The 22,162-nt window shown below is 57.8% G+C and carries 14 protein-coding genes; 9 read left to right on the forward strand and 5 right to left on the reverse strand.

Translation table 11 applies throughout. The features are described 5' to 3' along the window. Positions 1-79: 79 nt before the first annotated feature. Positions 80-2,092: an ATP-dependent zinc metalloprotease FtsH gene (ftsH, locus tag NB063_RS00315; protein WP_250926728.1), complete on the forward strand. Its 2,013-nt coding sequence runs from the start codon at positions 80-82 to the stop codon at positions 2,090-2,092. A 4-nt stretch (positions 2,093-2,096) separates the two neighbouring features. Next, entirely contained in the window at positions 2,097-3,284 is a 1,188-nt protein-coding gene (gene rsgA, locus NB063_RS00320; RefSeq protein ID WP_250926729.1) for a ribosome small subunit-dependent GTPase A, read from the forward strand. 546 nt (positions 3,285-3,830) lie between these two features. On the opposite strand, the gene NB063_RS00325 is transcribed toward rsgA, so the two are convergent. The 3 genes from NB063_RS00325 to NB063_RS00335 form a co-directional block, all read right to left on the reverse strand. After that, on the reverse strand, positions 3,831-4,406 hold the full coding sequence (locus NB063_RS00325) for an adenine phosphoribosyltransferase (RefSeq protein ID WP_322975023.1): 576 nt from the start codon (positions 4,404-4,406) through the stop codon (positions 3,831-3,833). Between the two features lie 83 nt (positions 4,407-4,489). Then, a complete protein-coding gene (locus NB063_RS00330) occupies positions 4,490-4,912 on the reverse strand; it encodes a TraR/DksA family transcriptional regulator (protein WP_250926730.1) in 423 nt (140 codons plus the stop codon). Between the two features lie 495 nt (positions 4,913-5,407). After that, a complete protein-coding gene (locus tag NB063_RS00335) occupies positions 5,408-7,345 on the reverse strand; it encodes a DUF3352 domain-containing protein (RefSeq protein ID WP_250926731.1) in 1,938 nt (645 codons plus the stop codon). Between the two features lie 176 nt (positions 7,346-7,521). On the opposite strand from NB063_RS00335, the gene NB063_RS00340 reads away from it, so the two are divergent. Together NB063_RS00340 and NB063_RS00345 are read left to right on the forward strand one after the other, a co-directional pair. Continuing rightward, on the forward strand, positions 7,522-8,232 hold the full coding sequence (locus tag NB063_RS00340) for a BON domain-containing protein (protein ID WP_250926732.1): 711 nt from the start codon (positions 7,522-7,524) through the stop codon (positions 8,230-8,232). A 179-nt stretch (positions 8,233-8,411) separates the two neighbouring features. After that, positions 8,412-9,407: a metal ABC transporter solute-binding protein, Zn/Mn family gene (locus NB063_RS00345; protein WP_250926733.1), complete on the forward strand. Its 996-nt coding sequence runs from the start codon at positions 8,412-8,414 to the stop codon at positions 9,405-9,407. Positions 9,408-9,551: 144 nt separating this feature from the next. Here the strand turns inward: NB063_RS00345 and NB063_RS00350 are convergent, their stop codons facing one another. Next, positions 9,552-10,607, reverse strand: a complete 1,056-nt coding sequence (locus NB063_RS00350; protein ID WP_407652513.1) for a TIGR03009 domain-containing protein — start codon at positions 10,605-10,607, stop codon at positions 9,552-9,554. A gap of 281 nt (positions 10,608-10,888) precedes the next feature. Here NB063_RS00350 and NB063_RS00355 point away from each other — a divergent pair, with 281 nt between their 5' ends. The 3 genes from NB063_RS00355 (at position 10,889) to NB063_RS00365 (ending at position 16,745) form a co-directional block, all read left to right on the forward strand. After that, positions 10,889-13,588: a hypothetical protein gene (locus tag NB063_RS00355; protein WP_250926735.1), complete on the forward strand. Its 2,700-nt coding sequence runs from the start codon at positions 10,889-10,891 to the stop codon at positions 13,586-13,588. Positions 13,589-13,827: 239 nt separating this feature from the next. Beyond that, entirely contained in the window at positions 13,828-14,463 is a 636-nt protein-coding gene (locus NB063_RS00360) for a sigma-70 family RNA polymerase sigma factor (RefSeq protein ID WP_250926736.1), read from the forward strand. Then, complete coding sequence (locus tag NB063_RS00365; protein WP_250926737.1) at positions 14,460-16,745, forward strand: serine/threonine protein kinase; 2,286 nt, start codon at positions 14,460-14,462, stop codon at positions 16,743-16,745. The genes NB063_RS00360 and NB063_RS00365 overlap by 4 nt, the downstream gene beginning before the upstream one ends. A gap of 270 nt (positions 16,746-17,015) precedes the next feature. Here the strand turns inward: NB063_RS00365 and ilvB are convergent, their stop codons facing one another. Then, entirely contained in the window at positions 17,016-18,893 is a 1,878-nt protein-coding gene (gene ilvB / locus NB063_RS00370) for a biosynthetic-type acetolactate synthase large subunit (RefSeq protein ID WP_250926738.1), read from the reverse strand. Positions 18,894-19,699: 806 nt separating this feature from the next. Here ilvB and NB063_RS00375 point away from each other — a divergent pair. Further along, a complete protein-coding gene (locus NB063_RS00375; RefSeq protein WP_250926739.1) occupies positions 19,700-19,852 on the forward strand; it encodes a hypothetical protein in 153 nt (50 codons plus the stop codon). Between the two features lie 170 nt (positions 19,853-20,022). Continuing rightward, positions 20,023-22,014 (forward strand): sulfatase family protein, encoded by a 1,992-nt coding sequence (locus tag NB063_RS00380; protein ID WP_250926740.1) that lies wholly within the window; start codon positions 20,023-20,025, stop codon positions 22,012-22,014. Positions 22,015-22,162 lie beyond the last annotated feature (148 nt).

Here is a 22,162-nt window from a genome sequence, read left to right on the forward strand (position 1 = left end):
ACACTCCTTGCTACACTCCCGCAGCGAATGCCAAATCGGCTCGTTTTTACAGAGCCAATAGACACGATAGGAAAACAATATGGCCAAGGACTCTGAGTCCCCCTCGAAAGATCCAGACCAGGATGGTGGTCGACGAAGCAATCCGATCATGATTGCACTGGTGATTGCCGCGCTCGCTGCGATTCTGTTCGTCAACCGTCCTGACGACCGTTCTAGCATTTCGGCGAGCTTCTTCCAGGAACAGTTGGAGAAAAAGAACGTTGAATCGGTTCAGATCGGCGATTTGGAGGTGACGGGCAAATTCAAGGTTCGCCCAGAAAAGCCGTTTCCAAAAGAAAAGAACGTCGACGAAGACACCCAACCTGAAGTTTATTCGAAGGAATTCGTATTCACGCGTCCGGCTGGCAACGAGTACGCGGCCGCTCTGGAAAAGCGCCTGAAAGAGAATGGCGTCGACGACTACGAATTCCGCAAACCGGATTCGACCGCTGCGATCATGCAGATTCTGCTGATGCTGGTCCTGCCGCTCGGGATCCTGTTCCTGATCTTCACGATGATTCGCCGCAGCCGCAACGAAATGATGGGCGGGGGCGGTTTTCTCTCCGGGTTCAGCAAGAGCCCGGCAAAACGCTTTGAAGCGACCGACAAAGTCATCACTTTCGACGACGTCGCGGGCCTGCAAGGTGTCAAAGCTGACCTCGAAGAAATCGTCGACTACCTCAAAACGCCTGACAAGTTTTCTCGTTTGGGTGGCCAAGTCCCCAAAGGCGTGCTGCTCAATGGACCTCCCGGCACCGGGAAGACGTTGCTCGCTCGGGCCGTCGCCGGTGAGGCGGAGGTTCCGTTTTACAGCGTCAACGGTAGTGAATTCATTCAGATGTTCGTCGGTGTCGGTGCCAGCCGCGTGCGGGACCTGTTCAAGACCGCCAAAGAACACTCGCCATCGATCATCTTCATCGACGAAATCGATGCAGTCGGTCGACAACGGGGTGCCGGTCTGGGCGGCGGTCACGACGAACGCGAACAAACCCTGAACCAAATTCTCGGCGAGATGGACGGCTTCAGTGGCACGCATGCGGTGATCGTCATCGCGGCTACGAACCGCCCTGACGTTCTCGACCCCGCGTTGCTTCGTCCCGGCCGTTTCGACCGTCACGTCACCGTTGGTCGCCCGACGATGAAGGGTCGCGAGGAAATCTTCAAGGTTCACGTCCGTGATGTGCCTCTCGCCGATGACGTCGACCTGCGACGACTCGCTGCGGGAACGGTCGGTTTGACCGGTGCGGACATCCGCAACATGGTCAACGAAGCGGCTCTTTGGGCGGCTCGACAAGACAAGAAGGTCGTCGAAATGTGCGACTTCGATTTTGCCCGCGACAAAATCCTGATGGGGGCGAAACGCGAAGAAGTCTTGCAAGAAGACGAAAAAGAAAAGACCGCCTACCACGAGGCCGGCCACACGCTCACGGCGTGGCACCTCGAGGGGTCACACATCGTTCACAAGGTGACGATCATCCCTCGTGGTCGCGCACTCGGCGTCACGCAGTACGTGCCAAACGAAGACCGTTTGAGCATGAGCAAGAAGGAACTCGAACATCAATTGATCGTGTTGCTGGGCGGCCGTGCGGCTGAGAAAATCATCTACAATGAAACCTGCGTCGGGGCCGAAAACGACCTCGAACGCGCGACCAGCATCGCGCGTCGAATGGTGACGCATTGGGGGATGAGCGCTAAGATCGGACCGGTCAGCTACAAGACCAGCGACGAAGATCCGTTCCTCGGACGCGAGATTCACCAACAACGCCAATTCAGTGAGCATACCCAAGAACTGATCGACGAAGAGGTCGCTCGCATTCTTCTCGAAGCGGACCAGAAAGCCGAACAGTTGTTGCGTGAGCATCGTGAGGAGCTCGAAAAGATCACCCGTGGGTTGCTCGAGCGTGAAGAACTCAGCGAGAACGAACTGACCGAACTGATCGGCCCGTCCATTCACAAACGCAAGGGCGATCGCTCCGGAAAGCTCGAGCAGATCATGGCACCCGAGGGTGCTGCTGAACGCAGCTCCAGCACTCCCGTTCCGACCGAAGATTAACTCGTTGGCTAAAAAGAAAGGCAAACTGCGAGCGGAGTTTCGCAAGAAGCACCAAGGTCGCGTCCGGAAAAGCGACCTCACTCGTGAATTTCACAGTGAGGAGTCCACTCGGCTCGACGATGCCGCTCACGGGGAACGCCTGACGGGCAAAGGTGAACTGACTCGTCGGAAAACGATCGCGGGAGCCGACAACGCTCCCGCCGGCTCAAGTGGCCTGCAGGTTGACCTGATCGTTGACAAAACGCGATTGAAACACGGCCGCGTGCTCAGCGTCCATGGACTGCAGAGCAAAGTGCTCGCCGATGATGGACACCTTTACGCGTGCGCCACCCGCCAAGTCCTCAAATCGTTGGCCACGGATCAACGAGGCGTGGTTGTCGCAGGCGATCAAGTTTGGTTTCGCACCGAAGCCCGCGCAGGTGACAGTGGCCAATTGGGACGGAAGGCGAATGAGGTCGTCACCGCCGATGGGATGATCGAACGGATTGAACCGCGTCACGGGATCATCTGTCGAACCAGTCGCGGGAAACAACATGTGATCGCCGCCAATGTCGATGCGATGTTGATCATCGCGAGTGCGGCCGAACCTGGTATCAAGCCTGCGCTCATCGATCGGATGTTGCTCACCGCGGCGCAGTGCGATATCGAGCCCGTGATCGTGGTCAACAAAGTGGATCTCGTTGATCCGGTTCAACTGCAATCTCTGATCGGCGTGTACGCGTCACTCGGCTATCGCGTCCTGCCAACGTCTGCCACTTCCGGCCAGAACATCGAATACCTGCGCGAGTTTCTGCGAAACCGCCAGACCGCGCTGGCGGGCCAAAGCGGCGTGGGCAAATCGAGTCTGCTCAACGCGATCCAACCGGGACTCGCGCTCGCGGTCTCAACGGTCAGCACCGAAAATCAAAAAGGCCGCCACACGACCACCGCATCCAAACTGATTCCGCTGGCCAGCGGAGGCGCCGTCTTTGATACCCCCGGAATCCGGCAATTCCAGTTGTGGGACATTCAAGCGACCGAGGTGGCCGGGCTGATGCCAGACATTCGACCTTACGTTAGCGGATGTCGTTATCCCAACTGCTTGCACTTGCACGAAGACGACTGCGCCGTCAAAGACGCCGTCGCCGATGCCCGGATCGACGCCCGCCGCTACGACGCCTACTGTCACTTGCTCGAAGACGACTTGCTGTAGCGCCAGCGCCGCGGGCGTGCTTGTCGCGTCCGAGCCCTCGCCTATGGGCTTCGTTCGATCCAGACAGGTGAGCTGCCGCGTTTCAATGCACTTCGACAGCTGTATCAGCATTCAAAATGAGATCAGACCGGCCGGATTGCGGGTTGTCGTTTTAGAGCGTTTCTGTAAATGACGTAGGTTTTCAAAGGTAGCTACGTTTGCCAGAACGTGGTCCACCGTCGGGCGACGGTGGCTACGACAAAAATGGAAATGCTCTAGTCGTTTCGCAAAAATGAGTGAGCCGACAGCGCTCGTGGTTTGTGATAACTGAAAATGAGGGTTAACCGTAGCGGACGAGGCAACGCGTCCTGAGCGATTTGCCGCTTCAACAGGACTCGTGGCCTCGTCCACTACCCTCTAATTAAGAAGGTGACAGGCCGGACAGCGTCCAGATCGACACGCCCGTCACGTTGTCCGTGACCTCCCTACCGAGCGGTTTCGCAATGCCTGGGAACACAACCGCTGGCGATTTCCATGTTCACCGCCGCGGCGTGAATCGGATGCGGACTAAACGCTCGGACCGGGCATTTCGTTTTGGATGCTCAGTTCCTGTTCGCTATCATCGCCACCGTACTTCAGCACGCTGTGGACGTCGTAGGGTTCCATTCGGGCTTCGCCGCCAAGGGCTTCCAAATGGATCAAAAAGGAACAACCGACAATTTTTGCGTCACACTTTTCGAGCAACCGCAAACAGGCTCCCACGGTTCCACCCGTCGCGAGCAAATCGTCCACAATCAGAACACGCTGTCCAGGCTTGATGCCGTCGACATGGATCTGCAATTCATCGGTGCCGTATTCCAATTGGTAGGCAAACGAGTGCAAATCAAACGGGAGTTTGCCGGGCTTGCGGATCGGAACGAATCCGGCCCCGAGTCGCATCGCCAGGGGCGTGCCAAAGATAAAGCCACGGGCTTCTGCGGCGGCCACGACGTCGATGTCCGCGTCCAAGAAAGGGGCTGCCATGGCCTCGACCGCTGCGGTCAACGCCTCTGCGTCAGCCAGCAGCGGTGTGATGTCTCGAAACAAAATTCCTGGCTTTGGGTAGTCAGGAATGTCACGTACGTAAGACCTTAGGTCCAGCATCGTTATTGTCTTTCACGAAGTGAGGCAAGAGAATGGATTCTGACCCTTAGACAATAACCGGATATCGATTTGCGATCGAGGTGCTACCCTTCGACAACATCGGCCTCGGTCATGTCAAAGATCCGATTCCACGGCACCGAGGCCGCCGAATCATCACTTCCACGCTCCGCCCGACGGCGACAATCGATGCAATCGCTGGCGTAAGGGATCGCGCGAAGTCGATTCAATGGAATCGGCTTGCCACACTCTTCACAATCGCCGTAGGTACCGGCTTGGATCTTCATGATCGCCTCTTCGATCGCCGACAACTCGCGACTCTCGACTTCCACCAACTGACTGTTGAGTTCGTCTTGGACGGTGTCCGCAGCCGCATCAAGAGGATCCCCCGTCTTTTGCTGGTGCAGTTCTCGGAGCAAGCTGAGATCTCCCGCGAGTGCCTTCCGAAGGGCGTCACGGCGGCGGACCAACGTGCTTCGTAGTTTTTGGAGAGATTCTTTTCTAGACATGGGAAAACCTTTCTAACAGACGGGTGACGTCCGAGCTGAACCGCAAATTCGGCCTCACGGCAACCACTGAGACGTTCGAGAACGTACCAGAGTTCGCCACAGATTGCCGGTTCTTGGTGCAGGAAGCCTCGGAAATCATGCGTTCTTCACCGGGAGCTAACTTGCCACATTGACAGGCAGCAGGTGTCTCGCCGAAGCAAGGTTAGACGTTCGAAAGCAATTTCAAGCCTAAAAAGCTCGCAATCGAGAGACGTTGTTGCGTTTACGCAACGATTGTGCCGAAAATGGCGCATTCTCGATCCAAAAAGTTTTTGATTTCCCGCCGAAGTTCCAGGACATTTCCAACAGAAAAAGCCTCTCGGGGGAAGATCGCTCCATGAAGCCGCCATAGCGGACGACAGAACACCGTAAACAGCAGTCCAGACTTAGACGAGGCCGACCGCCGGTTTGCCAGAACACACCGCCCCCCCCTCCGCAGCCCCTCTTCTCGACGGGCTATTCCAAGGGGCGCAGATTCATGAGCCCGAAGTGCAATCCGCCGGATTCGTCATACCCAAAACTGCCGCTGACGCCAAAGTACTTGCGCAGCTCGTCAAACGAGGGCAGCTGCTGCCGATCGAGCAGATCGCCAAATCTTTTGGCAACCCGATTGTTCTCCCCCCGACGCAGCAGCGTCTCGGAGAACGTCGACGAGGCCGCCATGTCATAAAACACCCGGTAACTGTCGGCGTCGCGAGCGAAATTAAGCAAGAACGGCTTCTCGCCCTCGAGTTTGGCACCGAGCTCCGAAATCATGAGGGCGTAGTCGGGGTCGTCGATGAGACTCGAATTTCGACCTGCCCGTGTTTTAATCACCTGCTCGATCAATTCGCGGCTATCGGCCAGCATGAGATAGTCGTCAATTAACGCGATGCTGCGTTGCGGCGTCCGCAGAGTGTCAGGAAGTTCTCGGCTGTTTTGCATGAAGTAGACTTCGACGCCGCCGATATTTTCTCTTTGCATGTCGGAGGCGGGCAGCTTCGTCTTCACCTTTTTCAACAACTCGTTCGCTTTGTCCGCGTCGCGAACTTGCAACGCATCGAGTCTCGCCAGCGCGTTCCAGGCCGCCGGCAATTGATAACGTTGCACGCCGACATATCGTCCGGTCAGGTTGGGGATTACTTCGTCACGCAGGCTCACGTCCAACCTCGCTTTGATGCGATCTTCGGCAAACCGGTCAAACGAGCCTTCGCCAGCGAATCGATCGACGATCTTCGTGAGATTATCGCTCGCCGTCGCGATGTCCCACTGCGCCGTCGTGTACTTGGTCACGTCCGCAGGCACCCAATTCGGCGGCGTCGGCTCGACGGCTTCTGGACGCACAACGCCAAAAAACCCATCCCGCGGCGGATCGATCACGACGTGGACGTGAATGATGTTCTCGACCAGGTCACCGCCACGAAAAATACTGCCACCGATCCCGCGGATCTTTTCGGCGCCCAGTGTGTCGACGATCGGCATGATAAAAAACGCTGAGCCGCTGCGACTGATGATCTTTTGCGCGATCGCGTAGGGGTGCACAAAAAACGTGATCTGTGGCGTTTCCGCTTCGGCGCTTACCGAGCGAGTCATCACGACGCCAAAGTCCGCATTGCTAGACAGGTTTCCACTGATCTCGACGATCTGACTGTCAGTGTCCCGTGCACGTTCGGCGGCCTCTTTCCGATTGCGAGGTTCATCGGATTCGTTCCACCGCTCAAGCACATCGGCTGCGGCGCGGCGTCCGACGCCAATCACAAAAACGCCATCGCGTTCAAACCATTCCAGGTGCTGGCCGCGTCCGCGGGGTCGTCGCCATGAGGTCAACGTGTGTTCGCCGATCTTTTCCTCGCCGCGAACAAATTGGTTCTTCTCAGAGAGTTCGCCGATCTCGGCGAGCAGTTCCCGCATCGTTGCCTGCGAGTCGTTTTTTTCGCCGGTTTCGACAATCAAGACAAACGCAAAACTGTTTTGCTGCCGCCGTTGACGCTGTAACCTCCGGGCGATTTCTTCGTCGGTTTCCTCCGGGTTGCCGGCATCTTGGTTTGGCCCTCGATTGGGAGCAGGCGTCGGTTCTGCTTCCGGGGGTGCGCCGGGGACCACGCCCAATGCGATTTGTCCCTGCGGAATCGCCAACAATTCATCCAGCGACAATCCGATCTGGCTGGCGAACTCGGCCAGCGTCTCGCTGAGTGTTTCGTAAGTGTCCGACACAAATGGACGCATCGCCGGATCATTGAGCATTTTGCCGAGCGATGAACGGGAGAACCCCGCTTTCAAATCCGTCGTGTCGCGGATCCGTAAATAAACATACGTGTCCGACGGCAACAATCTAGAAGCAGGTGGACAGTTGGAATCGAAACTCTCGGAATTCGCACGATCTCCCGTGTCAGACGACGTTCGGTCCAGTGCCATCGCGGGGCAGGTAAGCAGGACGATTCCGGTCAAGCAACCGAACAACCAACGGGTGCCAATGCAAGGCGACTGCACACACATGAAATTTTGAATCCAAACAGAGAGGCAAATTGCCGATGGGGAGATTAGAATGGACGCATTCTAGCAACCTCGATCCCAGCGAAGCAAAAGAACACATGAATCGTTCCATATCTACCACGGGTATCCAGCGAGCAGGAACCCTCCTCGCAATGGCGTTCTTGATCGGATTCGTCTGCACGCCTGTGTCGGCCCAACAGGCCGGAGGCACGCAAGACACCGCTCAGGGCGCGACCCAGGGCGGAACACAGGGCGGTGGCCTGACCCCCGACCAAGCCTTCTCCGCCGGGGTGACTCGCACGGGGATCGTTGGGCAAGCCACGACCACGCCGGTCGGCGCATCGGCGGCATCGAGTGCGGGCGGAACAACGGGTGGTGCCACGGGAGGCCGAAGTGCATTCGGGGGTGGTTTTGGAGGCGGGCTGGGCGCCGCGTTCGGCAACCTGTTCAACAACAACACCTCGAGCAGCAGCTCAACACCCGCGATTCGGACGCGATTGCGAGCCAGCATTGAGATCATGCCGGGCACGCTGGAGTCACGCATGCCGCGGCAAGCCGTGGCGGAAAACCGATTTCGCTCCGCGGGCACACTGCAACCGCGTGGCGTCATCGAATCCACTTCGTTCTCCGGTGCGAACACTGGTACTTCCCCCAACGCCTTCAGCGGTGTCAACGTCCAAATCAGCGGCGATACCGCAGTCTTGCAGGGAACCGTCGCTGACGAGAGCGATCGACGAATGAGCGAACTGTTGATGCGGCTGGAACCCGGCGTCTCAAAGGTGCAAAACCGAATCGGCGTCGCCCCCTAGCCTCGCGGTTTCGAGCTCGGCTGACGGATCCCTCGAAATCGTTGGCGATTTTCTCTTGGGGAATCTCCGCCCAAGATTTCCTGGCAGGAATCGGCAGGCTCAACCGCTACGGAAGCGGCGGTTGATCGGGTACAACGTACGGGTCTTCGTTGCCCGTGTACCCAAGGACGCCGCCCGCCATGCCCCAGTCTTACTTTCTAAAGCTCGCCGCCCTCTGCCTATTGGGATTGTCGATCGGATGTCGGCCCTCCTCGAACTCCCCGGGCGGCGGTGAAAACGCCGATTCGGGAAAACTGAAGGTCGTGTGCACGACCGCAATGGTCGGCGACGTTGTGCGGGGTGTCGGCGGCGAACATGTCGACGTGACCGTCATGCTGGGGCCCGGAGTCGACCCGCACCTGCATAAGACTTCGCGTGACGACACGGCTCTTCTGATGAACGCCGACGTCGTGTTCTATTCGGGATTGATGCTCGAAGGGAAAATGACCGATACGCTCGCGCAAGTCGGCAAGAGCATTCCCGTTCACGCGCTCACCGAACGGATGACGCCCGAGCAACTCATTTCTCCCGAAGGACAACACGCTCACCCCGATCCCCATGTTTGGTTCGATGTGACGTTATGGGCGTCGACGTCCGAGGTCGCCGCCGATGTCTTGGCGAAACGATTGCCCGAGCACGCGGAAGAATTTCACGCCGCAGCGACCGCCTATCAGGAACGGCTCAAACCGGTCGCGGATTACGCCTCCGAGCGACTCGCGACGATCCCCGAGGAACAACGCATTCTGATCACGTCGCACGACGCGTTCGGATATCTCGGTCGAGCTTACGGTATCGAGGTGCTAGGCGTGCAAGGCATCTCGACCGACTCCGAAGCGGGACTCCGCCGCGTCAACGAACTCGTTGATCTTTTGGTCGAGAAAAAAGTGCCAGCCGTATTCATCGAAAGCAGTGTCTCCGAAAAGAGCATCGAAGCGTTGATCGAAGGCGCCGCATCCCGCGGCGCAACCGTCAAGATCGGAGGCATGTTGTTCTCCGATGCCGCTGGCCCTGGCGGTACCTACGAGGGGACCTATGAAGGGATGGTCGATCATAATGTGACCATCATCACGCACGCCCTCGGCGGTGAAGCACCCGAGCGGGGACTCAACGGAAAGTTGGCTCTCGAGTCGGAATAAACCCGATCGCATCCGCTTCAACGAGCTTGAGCCAACGAAAACAGGCGACGGGTTCATTTGCCCGCCGCCTGATATTTCGAATCCAGAACCGTTCGCATCGTGAGCGTCAACACGATGCTCGGTCCTGATAGGTGTCCCCTCGACCTAACGTCGTTCGTTCGGCGTCGTTGCGGGGGTCGCCATTTGTGGCGGTCCAGGCTGACGGTAGGTGTTGTGGAAAACCTTCCAATCGGCCGGTGGTTTTTCGTCGATGAAGTTTTTCATGAACCGGTCAAAGAGTCCTGACGCAATCGAGTTTCGCTCCACGTTGACGAACTCATAGTGATCCCATTTGGGGGCGGTTTTGATGTTGAAGTTCGGTGCGTACATCAACAAGGCTTCTGGCAAGAACGTTTTTTCGTTCAATGCGATTTGCACGAGTTTGTATTGGGCCCGATCATCTTGGCGTTTCGGATACGCTTCGATCAAAATCATCCCGGGCTTGGGTGCTTGAACTTGGCGGACCCAATAACGCTGCACAATCTGAGCGGCGTCGAGATTAAACACAAATGGCAACGGGCTTTCAAAGATCCGTTGGCCTCGCAACTCAGGCGGCAATTGTTGAACGCGGCATTCCTTTTTGCTGTGGTCAAACTCAAGGAGTTCTTCGCCGTTACAAACCCAATGCTCGCCGAACTGGCCGGGTTTTTCGGTGTAGATCGGTTTTCCGTCTTTGCCCATGCCGTTGAAGGAAAGTAATTTGTCGACTTTGAAGAGCCCGCGGTCCGGCGACGCATACTTGATCACGCCCGTGCTCTTGGTGGCGTGGACGCCAGCGGGGGCGGCAAACAGATCGTAGTGCCAACGTTGGAATTGGCATTCGAGCGTCTTGGTGCCTTGGCTCTGCTTTTCCCACTCACGCAGCAGGACAGTCAGCTGGGCCTGAGATTTTGGATCCAGCGGCGGGAACGGGGCGGCATTCGGATTGTCCGCCTGTCCACCGGCGGCAGCGGCTTGGCCAGCCTGGGCTGGGTTCTGAGTTTGCCCATTTTGTGTTTGAGCGGAAACGACGTTCAGGAAAAGCGAGGATGCGACGACGCAGGTCACGACGAGCCTCGCCGTCGCGCGGCAAGCCAGTCGCGATACGACGCGGAATTGTTTTCGGTGAGCGTCCAACCGCATCGGGCTGGCGTGGGGGCAACAGAGGTTCATTCGCATCATCCTTGACGCATCGAGTCGGGGTGGACTGGACCACAACGTCCATTTGCGAAGAACCTACCGAATTCCACGACTTGAACGAAAGAGAGAAAAAGGACGCAGATTCTCTCTTGGCGACATGGGGGGGAATTTGATAGAGGCTAGGCGTGAGCTGATCGGCGATCCGCATGGACGGATCGATCCGGCCTCAAAAATCACCACCAAGTTGTCCACTGTGAACGCCACGGATTGGCATGACGGGTCACCGCAGGGTGACCCGAGGACACGCGAAAGGAACGCGAACGATGATGGAATTCGGAAAACGACTCTCTTGGCGTCTCAGCGGCGGCGTAGTTGCCATCGCTTTGGGAGCTCTCGCAGCCGCCCAAGCTCAACGCCAAGGGATCAGTGACGCCACGGAGATTCCCAGCCTCGAGTCTCCCGCCTGGGCGGAATCGCTACCAATGCCGATCGGTGCCGAAACCGGAGAATCATCCGGCGTCATGCCCGCCGCCTACCTGGCCGACATGCCTTCGACGCAGCCCGGCAATCCATCGGACGATCCCTGGAAATCATCGTCTGGCTCAAACACCGGCAACACACCTCCCGCGGTGCTGATCTCCCAAGTCAGCCACGAGGAGCCATTCGACGGTCAAGACTCCGGCGATAGCGACGGCCCCATGGCCATGCCCGTTCCCGGAGGGTTCAACCCCGCCGGCTTGATGGGCATGCCCGAAGAATCCGCAGACAACGAATCGGACAGCGGTCCCTCGATGGCCATGCCGATGATGGGCCTCCCCGAGATGTCAGCCGCTGCACCGGAGCAATCCGAGCCCGAAATGTCTGCCATGGCAATGCCGCAGATGTCCATGGCACAGCCCACTCCCGCCGCGGAAGAAGACTACCCAGATCAAGGCCCAAGCCAATTCGGCCAACCGGAGATGCAAGAAATCCAGTTCGACCAAGGCCCATCCATGAACCAAGGCCCCTCAATGAACCAAGGCCCCTCAATGAACCAAGGTCCAGCAATGGATCAAGGCCCAGCGATGAGTTCGGGGCCCGACATGAACGCCGGACCTTCGATGTACAGCGGTCCGGCAATGAACGACGGTCCTGGGATCAACGGCGGCCCCGGAATGTACAATGCAGCTGCGATGAACGATGGTCCTTCGATGAACGCTGGCCCGTCAATGAACGCCGGCCCCGCGATGTATCAGGGCGCCAACAGCCAACAGGCGGTCATCAATGACGGCCCGGCCATGCAGGGCTTCGTCGGCGACTACGGCGGGCCAGATCAGCAAACCTTTGGTGGTAATGCGCTACGTCAGGGGCCCGGCGTCGAAAACCAATTGCGAGCCGCTCCCGTCCAAAATGATTTGCGACAAACCGGCCTGCCAGCGTTGCCGGAACCTCGCGGATTTCAACAACCCGAACCCGCCAACGCACCCTCGATGTACGATCGTGCTCAACCTTACCAAGACACACCCGCGCAATTCGCCGGCCACCAACGAGACGGCCGAAACGCGCGGGGTGGACAGCTTCCAGACAACACGCAACGCGGCGGCGGGTATGCCCCAGACGCGTATCTCGCGGGCGGCAACGACCCGATCTCGATCAGCTCGCCCGGAGACCGCCGACTCGAAGGCGTGCAAACTCCGAGCATCGTGATTCACAAACGCGCTCCCGCCGAAGTCAAGGTCGGTCGACCGGCAACCTTCGTCATTCAAGTGCGAAACGTGGGAAGTGCCGAAGCTCTCGGCGTGCTCGTTCACGATCGCGTTCCCGCCGGCATGCAACTCGTCGACGCCACGCCCGCCCCAACCATGCAAGGCGACCTGCTCGTCTGGCAACTCGGCGCGATGCCTGCCGGTGACGAACGATCGATCACGATGCAGTTGATCCCACAAGAAGAAGGCGAACTCGGCAGCGTCGCACGGGTTACTTTCGAAGCCGCCGCATCGGTGCGGACACGCAGCACACGCCCAGAACTCAAGATCACGCAGCGGGCCCCCGCAAAGGTTCTGATCGGACAACAACTCGAAATCGAACTCGAAGTCTCCAACGTCGGAACCGGTGAAGCCACCGGTGTGATCTTACAAGCCGATGTTCCACCAGGACTCGACCACCCACGTGGTCGACAACTCGACAACGCCCTCGGATCGCTACGTCCCGGCGAAGTTCGCCGCGAGGTACTGCGGATGCGGGCTGCCGAACCAGGAATGATCGATAACGTCGTCCGCTTGGTTGCCGAAGACGCCGAAGCCGTATCGCATTCGGTGGCCGTGGAAGTCGTATCGCCTCAAATCAATGTTTCATTGACCGGACCATCGCGTCGCTTCCTCGAACGCCAAGCCATCTACATGGTCAACATCGAGAACCGCGGCACCGCTCCGGCGACCAACGTCGAGATCGTCGCCCGACTCGATCGTGGGTTCACCTTTGTCGGAACCGAGAACAACGGACACTACGATCCGAACCGTCACGCCGTACTGTGGTCGATCGTCGACTTGCCTGCAGGCGACACCGCGTCAGTTCCCGTTACGTTGCTGCCCGTCGAACCGGGTGAGCAAGTCATCCGGCTCGAAGCGAGTGCGGACTTGAACACACGCAGCGAAGTCGAAAACACCGTGTCGGTGGAATCGCAAGCCGAACTCACGTTCTCGATCGCCGACACCGCCGACCCGATCGAACTCGGATCCGAGACGACTTATGAAATCAAAGTCCGCAACTCCGGCTCACGCAACGACACGAACGTGCAAGTTCAGATGCTGTTGCCACCTGGCCTGGAAATGCTTGGTAGCGATTCCGATGCCGGAACCGATGGACGTGGTGGCGTGATGTTCGCTCCCCACGGAAACTTGCCCGCCGGCGAAGAACTCATCTACCGAGTCCGCGTACGCGGCGTCCAACCGGACACTCACGTGATCAAAGCCGTCGTCACCAGCGACCAATCTCGCGTGCCGGTGACCAAAGAGGAAAGCACGATGGTGTACGCAGACCGTTAGGACTCGCGTTCACCGTCATGACAAGACGCTAGATCGAAAGGCGTCGAGATTGATTTCACTCAGTCTCGACGCCTTTTTTCGTTTTGATTCTCGCTCTTCTTTGCTTGCGGTCGAAATCGGGGTCGGCCACCGACGGACCGGAAAAAACAAATTCCGCTACAATTTTCTTTCGATGCGGCGGTTTTGGTTTCTCGTCGCAACCATTCAGTTATCGCGTCACTTACCAACAAAAACTCGCCTTGGACAATCCATCACAAGCCGATCCGACGCAGCCGCCCAGTCGGATGGAGCAGTTAATCGATGCTGCGCGAACCGGCGACGGCGACGCCCTTGGCGAACTGCTCCATAACTACCGTCGCTACCTCGTTTTTCTCGCACGCACGGGACTCCATCATCACATGCAAGGCAAAGCCGACCCGTCGGACATCGCCCAAGAGGTATGCTTGGCTGCGCACGGCAACATTGCCGATTTCCGTGGCGAAACGGCCGAGGAATTCGCCGGTTGGCTGCGTGGCATTTTGACCAACACGCTGGCCATGCACGTTCGCAAGTTCCTCGGGACCGAAAAACGCGACCCTCGCTTGGAACAACAACTCAACCAAAGCATCGCCAGCGCGACCGGCTTCCTGCAATCACAACTCGCCGGCAACATGACCTCGCCGAGCCAAAATTTCGCACGCAACGAAGCGTTCTTGCAACTCGCCGGAGCACTCGAGGGACTTCCCGACGATTACCGGCGAGTGATCGTGTTACGACACGTCGAAGGACTGCCGTTTGCCGACGTCGCACGCGCGATGGGACGGAGCGTTGATAGCGTTGAGAAATTGTGGGTGCGCGGCTTAGCCAAGCTCAAAACGACCATGGGTGACCAATGAGCAATCTCGATGAAACCGATGACGGACGAGTAGTCGCCGCGGTCAAGGACTACATGCGGATGCTGGAGGCGGGCAACGCGCCGGACGCCGAAGCGTTCATGCAACAACACGCCGAGATCGCAGACGAATTGCGGCCATCACTTGAAGGGTTGGCGCTGGTGCACCGCGCCGCCGACCCCAAACCCGCGACCATGGTCGCTCCCGACGCTGAGTTCACCGCAAAACCGATCGGTGACTTCCAAATCGTCGGTGAACTCGGACGCGGCGGAATGGGCGTCGTATACGAAGCGATCCAACTCTCACTCGGTCGCCGCGTCGCCCTGAAAGTACTCCCCTTCGCCAGCGGCCTCGATGAAGTCCGGCTGCAACGGTTCCGCAACGAAGCACACGCCGCCGCCGCGATCCATCACACAAACATCGTTCCGGTCTACGCCGTCGGCAGCGACCGAGGCATCCACTATTACGCAATGCAATTGATCGACGGCAGCACGCTCGCTGAGTTGATCGAGAACATGCGAGCCAAGAACACGCACGATCCTTCCGGCGAAACGGATCCCGCACTCAGCGAGACCTTGGAACCCAAGAACGACACCGTTGCGCGTCATTCCACTGTCCTCAACAGCAACGTTTCGGCGCGGACGCGGTACTATCGCTCGGCCGTTCGGATGGCCCATCAAGCAGCGATGGCGATCCAGCACGCTCACCAGTACGGTGTCATTCACCGAGACATCAAACCGGCCAACTTACTACTCGATTCGGCGGGCAAAATCTGGGTGACGGACTTCGGGTTGGCGCAGGTGCAAACCGAAGCCACCCACCTGACGCGGACCGGCGATCCCATGGGAACGCTACGATACATGAGCCCCGAACAAGCCGCGGGCAAACGGGAGGAACTCGACCATCGCACCGACATCTATTCCCTCGGCGTCACGCTCTACGAACTCTTAACATTGCGACCGGCGATCGAAGGCAATGGCTACCGCGAGATGTTGAATAACGTCGCGCTGCACGAACCACCTTCACCACGTTCGATCGATCCCGCCCTCCCGGTGGAACTCGAAACGATCGTACGTAAAGCGATGGCCAAACTGCCCGCCGAGCGTTACGCCAGCGCAGGAGATTTGGCCGATGATCTGCAAGCTTGGCTCGATGACAAACCGATCACCGCCAAACCTCCGACGCTATTCGAGCGGCTGAGCAAATGGCGGCGGCGTAACAGCGGCCTCGTCACCGTCGCGAGTATCCTGCTGTTGTTTGCGTCGCTCGCGTTGCTCGCCACAACCCTGATGATTTGGCGAGAACAACGACACACCGCCGATGCGCTCGCCCGCGAGATGCAACAACGTGAGCAGGCCCAACGAAGCTTCCAACAAGCCCGCAACGCTGTCGATACGTTCAGCAGCCTCAGCGAAAGTGAACTCGCATACCGCCCCGATCTGCAAGATCTGCGGCGCAGCTTTCTCGAAACATCCCTCGAGTTCTACCAAGACTTCCTCGCCGATCGGGCCGACGATCCCAACCTGACCAAAGAACTCGAAGCCACGTCGGCACGCGTCACCAAGATGCTCGAAGAACTCCAAATCCTCGAGAGTATCTGGCCGCTGCGTGCATTAGCCGATCAGCGAGTGCGAGATGAAATCGGCATCGACGATGATGTTGCCGACGAAATCGAAATCGCGCTGGCACAATTCCACGAGCAACGCCAAGCATTGGGCAGCCATCCCGTTGGCGGACCTGCCGGCGACAGTGATGAGACGACGCAATTGGCGCAGGAATTCAACGCGTATGTCACCGCACGGATCTCGCCCAGCGAAATGAAACGGCTGCGTCAGATCATGGCTCAAGAGATGCTACCGTTCACGTTCAAGTCCTCTTATGCCGTCGCCGAACTCGACCTGAGCCGAGAACAAGTCGACGCGATCAACCGCATCATCGAAGAGAGTCGGCCCACGCGTGGCGATGGCCGCGAAGGCCCCGGTCGTGGCGGCCCGCCGAGATTCGGAGGGCCCCGGGTCGGCGGCTCCAACGACCGATTCGGCGGCATGGACACGCGGCGTCCCAATGGCGGCGAGCCCCAAGGCCCACCGATGGAGATGTTCGACGCCAACCGCGGTCGCCCCAACGACCCCATGAAGAACCATTCCATGTCACGCGGCCCACTTCAATTTGACCGCGCCCAGTCGATCGCAACTCAAAACACGGTAAATAAAATTCTCAATATCCTAACCCCCGAACAAAGGGCCAAATGGCAAGACTTAATCGGTGAACCCTTCAACGGTTGAGTCGCAAAACCACACGGGCTCCGCGTCCCCTCGTCTCCCTTTAGCGAGCACGTCGGGACAGATTATTTCCCGAAGCAGACGCATTACATTCCTAGCGGACGTCGAATGTATTACTGAAGGATTTCAAAAGTAGCAGAACGGCGCGAGCCATCCGGTAACGCGGGACCGGACGGCTCGCGCCGTTCCGCTAAAAAGAACACTAAAACTATCGACGTCCTAGCGGAATGGCGCAAGCCATCCGGTGTCCAACATACATCCGCCTGTTTGTCTCTAGATGTTGTTTCCTTGAGCTGCCTTGCTTTCACCGCGGGCGAGGTCGGCGGAGCTCATGATGATGTCGCGGTAAGTACCGCCGGCCGGGATCATCGGATACACGTTTTCTTCAAACGTGACGATCACGTCCAACAGATAAGGTTCATTCGGATCGGCAAGCATGCGTTCGATGGCTGCTGAAAGATCACCCGCATTCGTTACACGCTCCGCTTTGACTCGGTAGCCTTTTGCGATCGAGAGAAAATCGGGATAGATGTCTTCGCTCCCGGGACGTTTGACTGCCATCGGATCCCCGAGCGCCGTGCCGCTGCGGTGACCGTCGTAGATCATGTCCTGCCACTGCCGCACCATCCCGAGCCATTGATTGTTAATCACGACCACTTTGACACCAATGCCATAGCGGTGGCACGTGCTGAGTTCGTGAACGGTCATATTAAGGGAACCGTCGCCATCGATATCGATGACCGTCCGATCGGGACATCCCACTTTCGCCCCGATCGCCGCAGGCAGTCCGTAGCCCATAGTTCCAAACCCGCTGGAACTCAAGAACGAACGCGACCGAGCGACTTGGTAATGTTGCATCGCCCACATCTGGTGCTGGCCAACACCGAGCGAAATGATCGCTTGACCGTTCGTCGCCTCGGAGATCGCGCGAATGGTGAACTGCGGGCTGAGCTCATCGCCTTCCGGAATGGTAAAGGGATAACGAGCCCGGTTGCCGGCAACTTCGGCTCGCCACGCACTGTAATCTCCCGGCGTCGCGGATTCGAGCAACTGCGCGAGCGCATGTTTCAAGTCGGCACAGACCGGCAAGGTGACCGGTTTATTCTTATTGAGTTCACGGCGATCGATATCAATGTGCACGATTTTTCCGTGCTTGATAAACTCGTCGACCTTGCCCGTCACCCGGTCGTCGAAACGCACACCGACCGCCAGCACAAGATCGGCTTCGTTGATCGCCATGTTGGCAAACTTCGAACCGTGCATGCCCAAAACACCGAGGGCGAGATCATGATCCGGTGGAAACGCACCGAGCCCCATGACGGTCGAAGTCACGGGGATGCCCAGCTTTTCGGCCAGAGCAACTAATTGCGGACCGGTGTCGGAACTCACCACACCACCACCGATGTAAAGAATCGGTTTGCTGGCGTCGCGAATCAGGTGACAGCATTCTTCCAACTGCCCCGGATTGATCGCCCCCGCAGGGCGTTCGGGTGCCGAGATGACCGCGGGAATGCGCGGTGGCGCGTAACGTCCTTCGGGGTTGCGTGGGTAGTGTTGCTGGATGTCTTTGGGGATGTCGATCAACACCGGCCCAGGCCGTTGCCCGCCAGCGAGTTCAAAGGCTTCACGAACGGTTTCAGGAATCTCCGCAACACGTTTGACGAGGTAGGCTCGCTTGGTAACCGGTTCACAGATGCCGACGATGTCGACCTCTTGGAAGGCGTTCTTGCCCAGCAAATGTGTTGGCACGTTCCCTGTAATGGCGACGATCGGAACGGAGTCGGAATTGGCGTCGGCAATTCCTGTGACCAAGTTGGTCGCGCCGGGGCCTGACGTGGCCAGACAAACGCCCACTTTTCCCGACGCCCGAGCGTAGCCTTGGGCGGCGTGCGCTGCCCCCTGCTCATGTTCGACACGGATAATCTCGATGCCAACTTCAGGTAGCACATCAAAAATTTCCAGGTTAGCCCCGCCTGGATAGCCAAAGATCACGTCGACGCCCTCGGCCACCAGTGCTTCGGCGAGAAGCCGAGCCCCGCGCTTCGCATGCGCACGATCGGATTCCACCAGATCCGCGATCGCGCCACCGGTAATGGTGGAAACATCGTCATAGGTAACGTGATCGAGTTGGGAGGGATCGTTCTTGCTCATGAAGTTGCCTTTTCGGCGCTACGGGGACAGGGAATACGAAGGTTGCGCACAGCGAAAACTTGAGTTCGCGGTTTAGCGAATTGGGTCAAGACATTCGGCCATCAACGAAACCACACAAAGCTCTCGTCAAGTCTCGCTACCGCAAGTTCAGCGTTAACAAAGCACGCGTCACGGACACGAATCAATCCGCATCGCGCGAGCACATTCGCTAAACGGTCGCACAAATTGGCTTCCATTGATAGGCACTGAAAGCCAAAGGTTCACCCCGCGACTCCGCGATTGCCCCCATTTCTCCGCGACTCCCCCCAAACCATGCGCATCGAGCGCCCCAGCGCATCATTTTAAAACGCGGGTGTGACGCTCGATCGCAAGAAAGCAACGGATCCAATCAAGACTCGCAATGCCAACGATCTGGCGTAACCGAACCATCAAGCGAAGTCCGCAGATCCCGATTACGTACCCGCCGAGAACGAGGACCGCCCCATGTTATCGGACCAGTCTCCTTCGCACCGAAGTCGCCAAAGAACTCCAGCAAGCGATCACCCGCTATGCCAGCGACACATCGTCTCCACGCGATGGCGTCGGAAGTGCACAACCATGAACGAACCCCAAAATGTCCCCCGTTAATGCCGCGGGTGCAAAGCAAAGGTCACGGCTGCGGCCAAATCTGAAGGGGCGTGGCATGTTGCGTTTACGGGTCGCTCTTTGGCCCCCATCACTTTTGTTCGTCCGCAGCGTGACGCCCCAGGCAATGGCTGTGTCGGACTATCCCGGCCTGGTGCGAACCGAGAGCAGGCGCTAGGTGGATGGCACCTTACGGCTTCCTCTGGTGCTTTGCCCCCAACGATCTCGCGTTGTGGGAGCGAACGTTTAGCAAGGTAATTGACGATATCATGAGCCGTCTCGACACCAGCGGGCTGACTTCGTTGGACCTGTCGCGTTTAGCTGTCAATCGCTAGCTCCAAATAGGGCAAAGCCCATTAGGGGCCGAGAAAAGAACCGGCGTTTACCGAGAAGTGTCAAATTCGACGACTGATTACCTCCAGGAATTGACTTGTGAAATGCGAGAGAACACACTGTGGTCGCGAACCGGGTGCGGTTCCCCGCCATCCAACATCTAGGTTTCAACATGCTCAACTTCTTTGCCAAGTCGCCAGCCCGGAACAACAAGATGCTCGATTGCCGCCCAACATTACCGATAGAGTTGCGATATAGATTAGCGACGCTCACCTTTGCGTTGTGTGCGGCACTCTTCGCACAACTCCTTGGTTCAACGACACTCACTGCCGAATCAAGCACGCGTCCGAACTTCATTGTTTTCCTAACGGACGACCAAGGCTGGGGTGACCTTGGGTGTTATGGACATCCCAAAATCCAATCTCCAAACCTAGACCGGTTTGCCTCCGAAGGGTTGAGGTTTACCCAGTGCTACGCCGGGTGTAGCGTTTGCTCGCCTTCGCGATCGGCGATTTTGACGGGTAGAACGCCCTATCGTAACGGCGTTTGGCGATGGATTCCCGGTGGCAGCCAATACCACTTGCGAACGAGTGAAATCGCGATCACCGAAGTCTTGAAGGAGATCGGATACGATACCTGTCACGCTGGTAAGTGGCATCTGAATGGCAAGTTCAGCAGCCCCGAACAGCCGCAGCCAAATGACCATGGCTACGATCACTGGATGGCGACACAGAACAACGCGTCGCCCAACCACATGAATCCTGTGAACTTTGTTCGCAATGGAAAAGAAGTGGGTCGAATGGAAGGACCGAGTTCGGTATTGTGCGCGAAGGAAGCTGCGGTCTGGTTGGAGAATCGCAAGGATTCGGGCAATCCATTCTTCTTGACCGTTTGGACACACGAACCTCACTTGCCGATCGAATCGGCAGAAGAGTACATGAAACCGTATGCGGATATCGACGACGAAGGAATCCGCCAACATCATGGCAACATCACGCAACTCGATGCCGCCTTTGGCAATTTGATGGCAGCCGTCGACGCGCTCGGGTATCGCGACGACACGTTTGTTATTTTCACGTCCGACAATGGTCCCGAAGGCAATGGCACCAGCGGTCGCACGCGCGGATCAACGGGCGGGCTGAGGGGACGCAAGCGTGCGTCGCACGAAGGTGGCATTCGCGTCCCTGGCATTGTTCGCTGGCCTGGACATATTCGACCGGATACCGAGAGCGATACACCCATTATCGGGTCGGATATTTTCCCGACGATCTGCGAGATCGTTGGTGTCGAACTTCCAACCGATCGAACGATCGATGGCGCGAGCATGTTGCCAGCTTTTGATGGCCAGCCTATCGATCGAGAGCAACCTCTCTATTGGCGCAATCACTTGGCTCCCGAACGAACCCAGGTCGCGATGCGGGTGGGAGATTGGAAAATCCTCGGCTCCAGCGATCTCACGAAGTTTGAGTTGTACAACATTCAGGATGACTGGCAGGAAACGACAGACCTGTCGGCTTCTCATCCCGAAAAGCTCGAGGCGCTTCGCACAAAGCTGATCGCTCATGACAAAGCCGTACTCGATGAGGGCCCCGACTGGTGGAAAGACGAAAAACCAAGCAAAGGCAAACGTAAAAAGTCCGCCGAACCGGCAGCGGGCGTCGATAAGACGGGGAAGTTTGATCGTGTGCTGGGGGCGACGGTCACCAGCGCTAGCGATAGTGGTGGTTATCGCGTATCGGCGGCGGCCGAGGGACTCGTTTTGAAGAAACTCGATGAACCTCGATCGGGCGAATTTCGTTTGGAGTGTCGATATGCAAGCCTTCAGAAAAACGGTCCAACTCGAAACGCGGCGATTGTGATCGGCACAGCACCGACGAATCATGACACGATCAAAATCGGTACCGCGATCGGCATGAACGACCACGTGGCTTTCGCTGGCGACTGGGGTAATGTCGGGTCGATTGCAAAGCAAGCATCCTCCTTTCAGCCCATGGACAATTTTGATATCACCGTTGATATCGATTTGGGCGAGCATCAAGCAACAGCAACAATCAACGGTAAGCCGATGAAGTTTGACCTCCCCGAGTCCCTGACTGAGATTGAGTGGGTGGGTTACTATGTCAAAGCGACGGAGTCGGAATTTGGCGAAATCGTGATTGAATGAGCCGAATGAATCGATCGCAAGCGAGCGTTCTGTAATACCCCTGGCTTTTTCAAAGTAGCATGGCAGAGTTCAAAGGGGTCAGGCCTCTTTACTGCATCCGACTCGGCAGAGTTCAAAGGGGTCAGGCCTGAATGGCACGGGCATAGGC

The sequence above is a fragment of the Aporhodopirellula aestuarii genome, assembly GCF_023701485.1.
Lineage (GTDB): Bacteria > Planctomycetota > Planctomycetia > Pirellulales > Pirellulaceae > Rhodopirellula > Rhodopirellula aestuarii.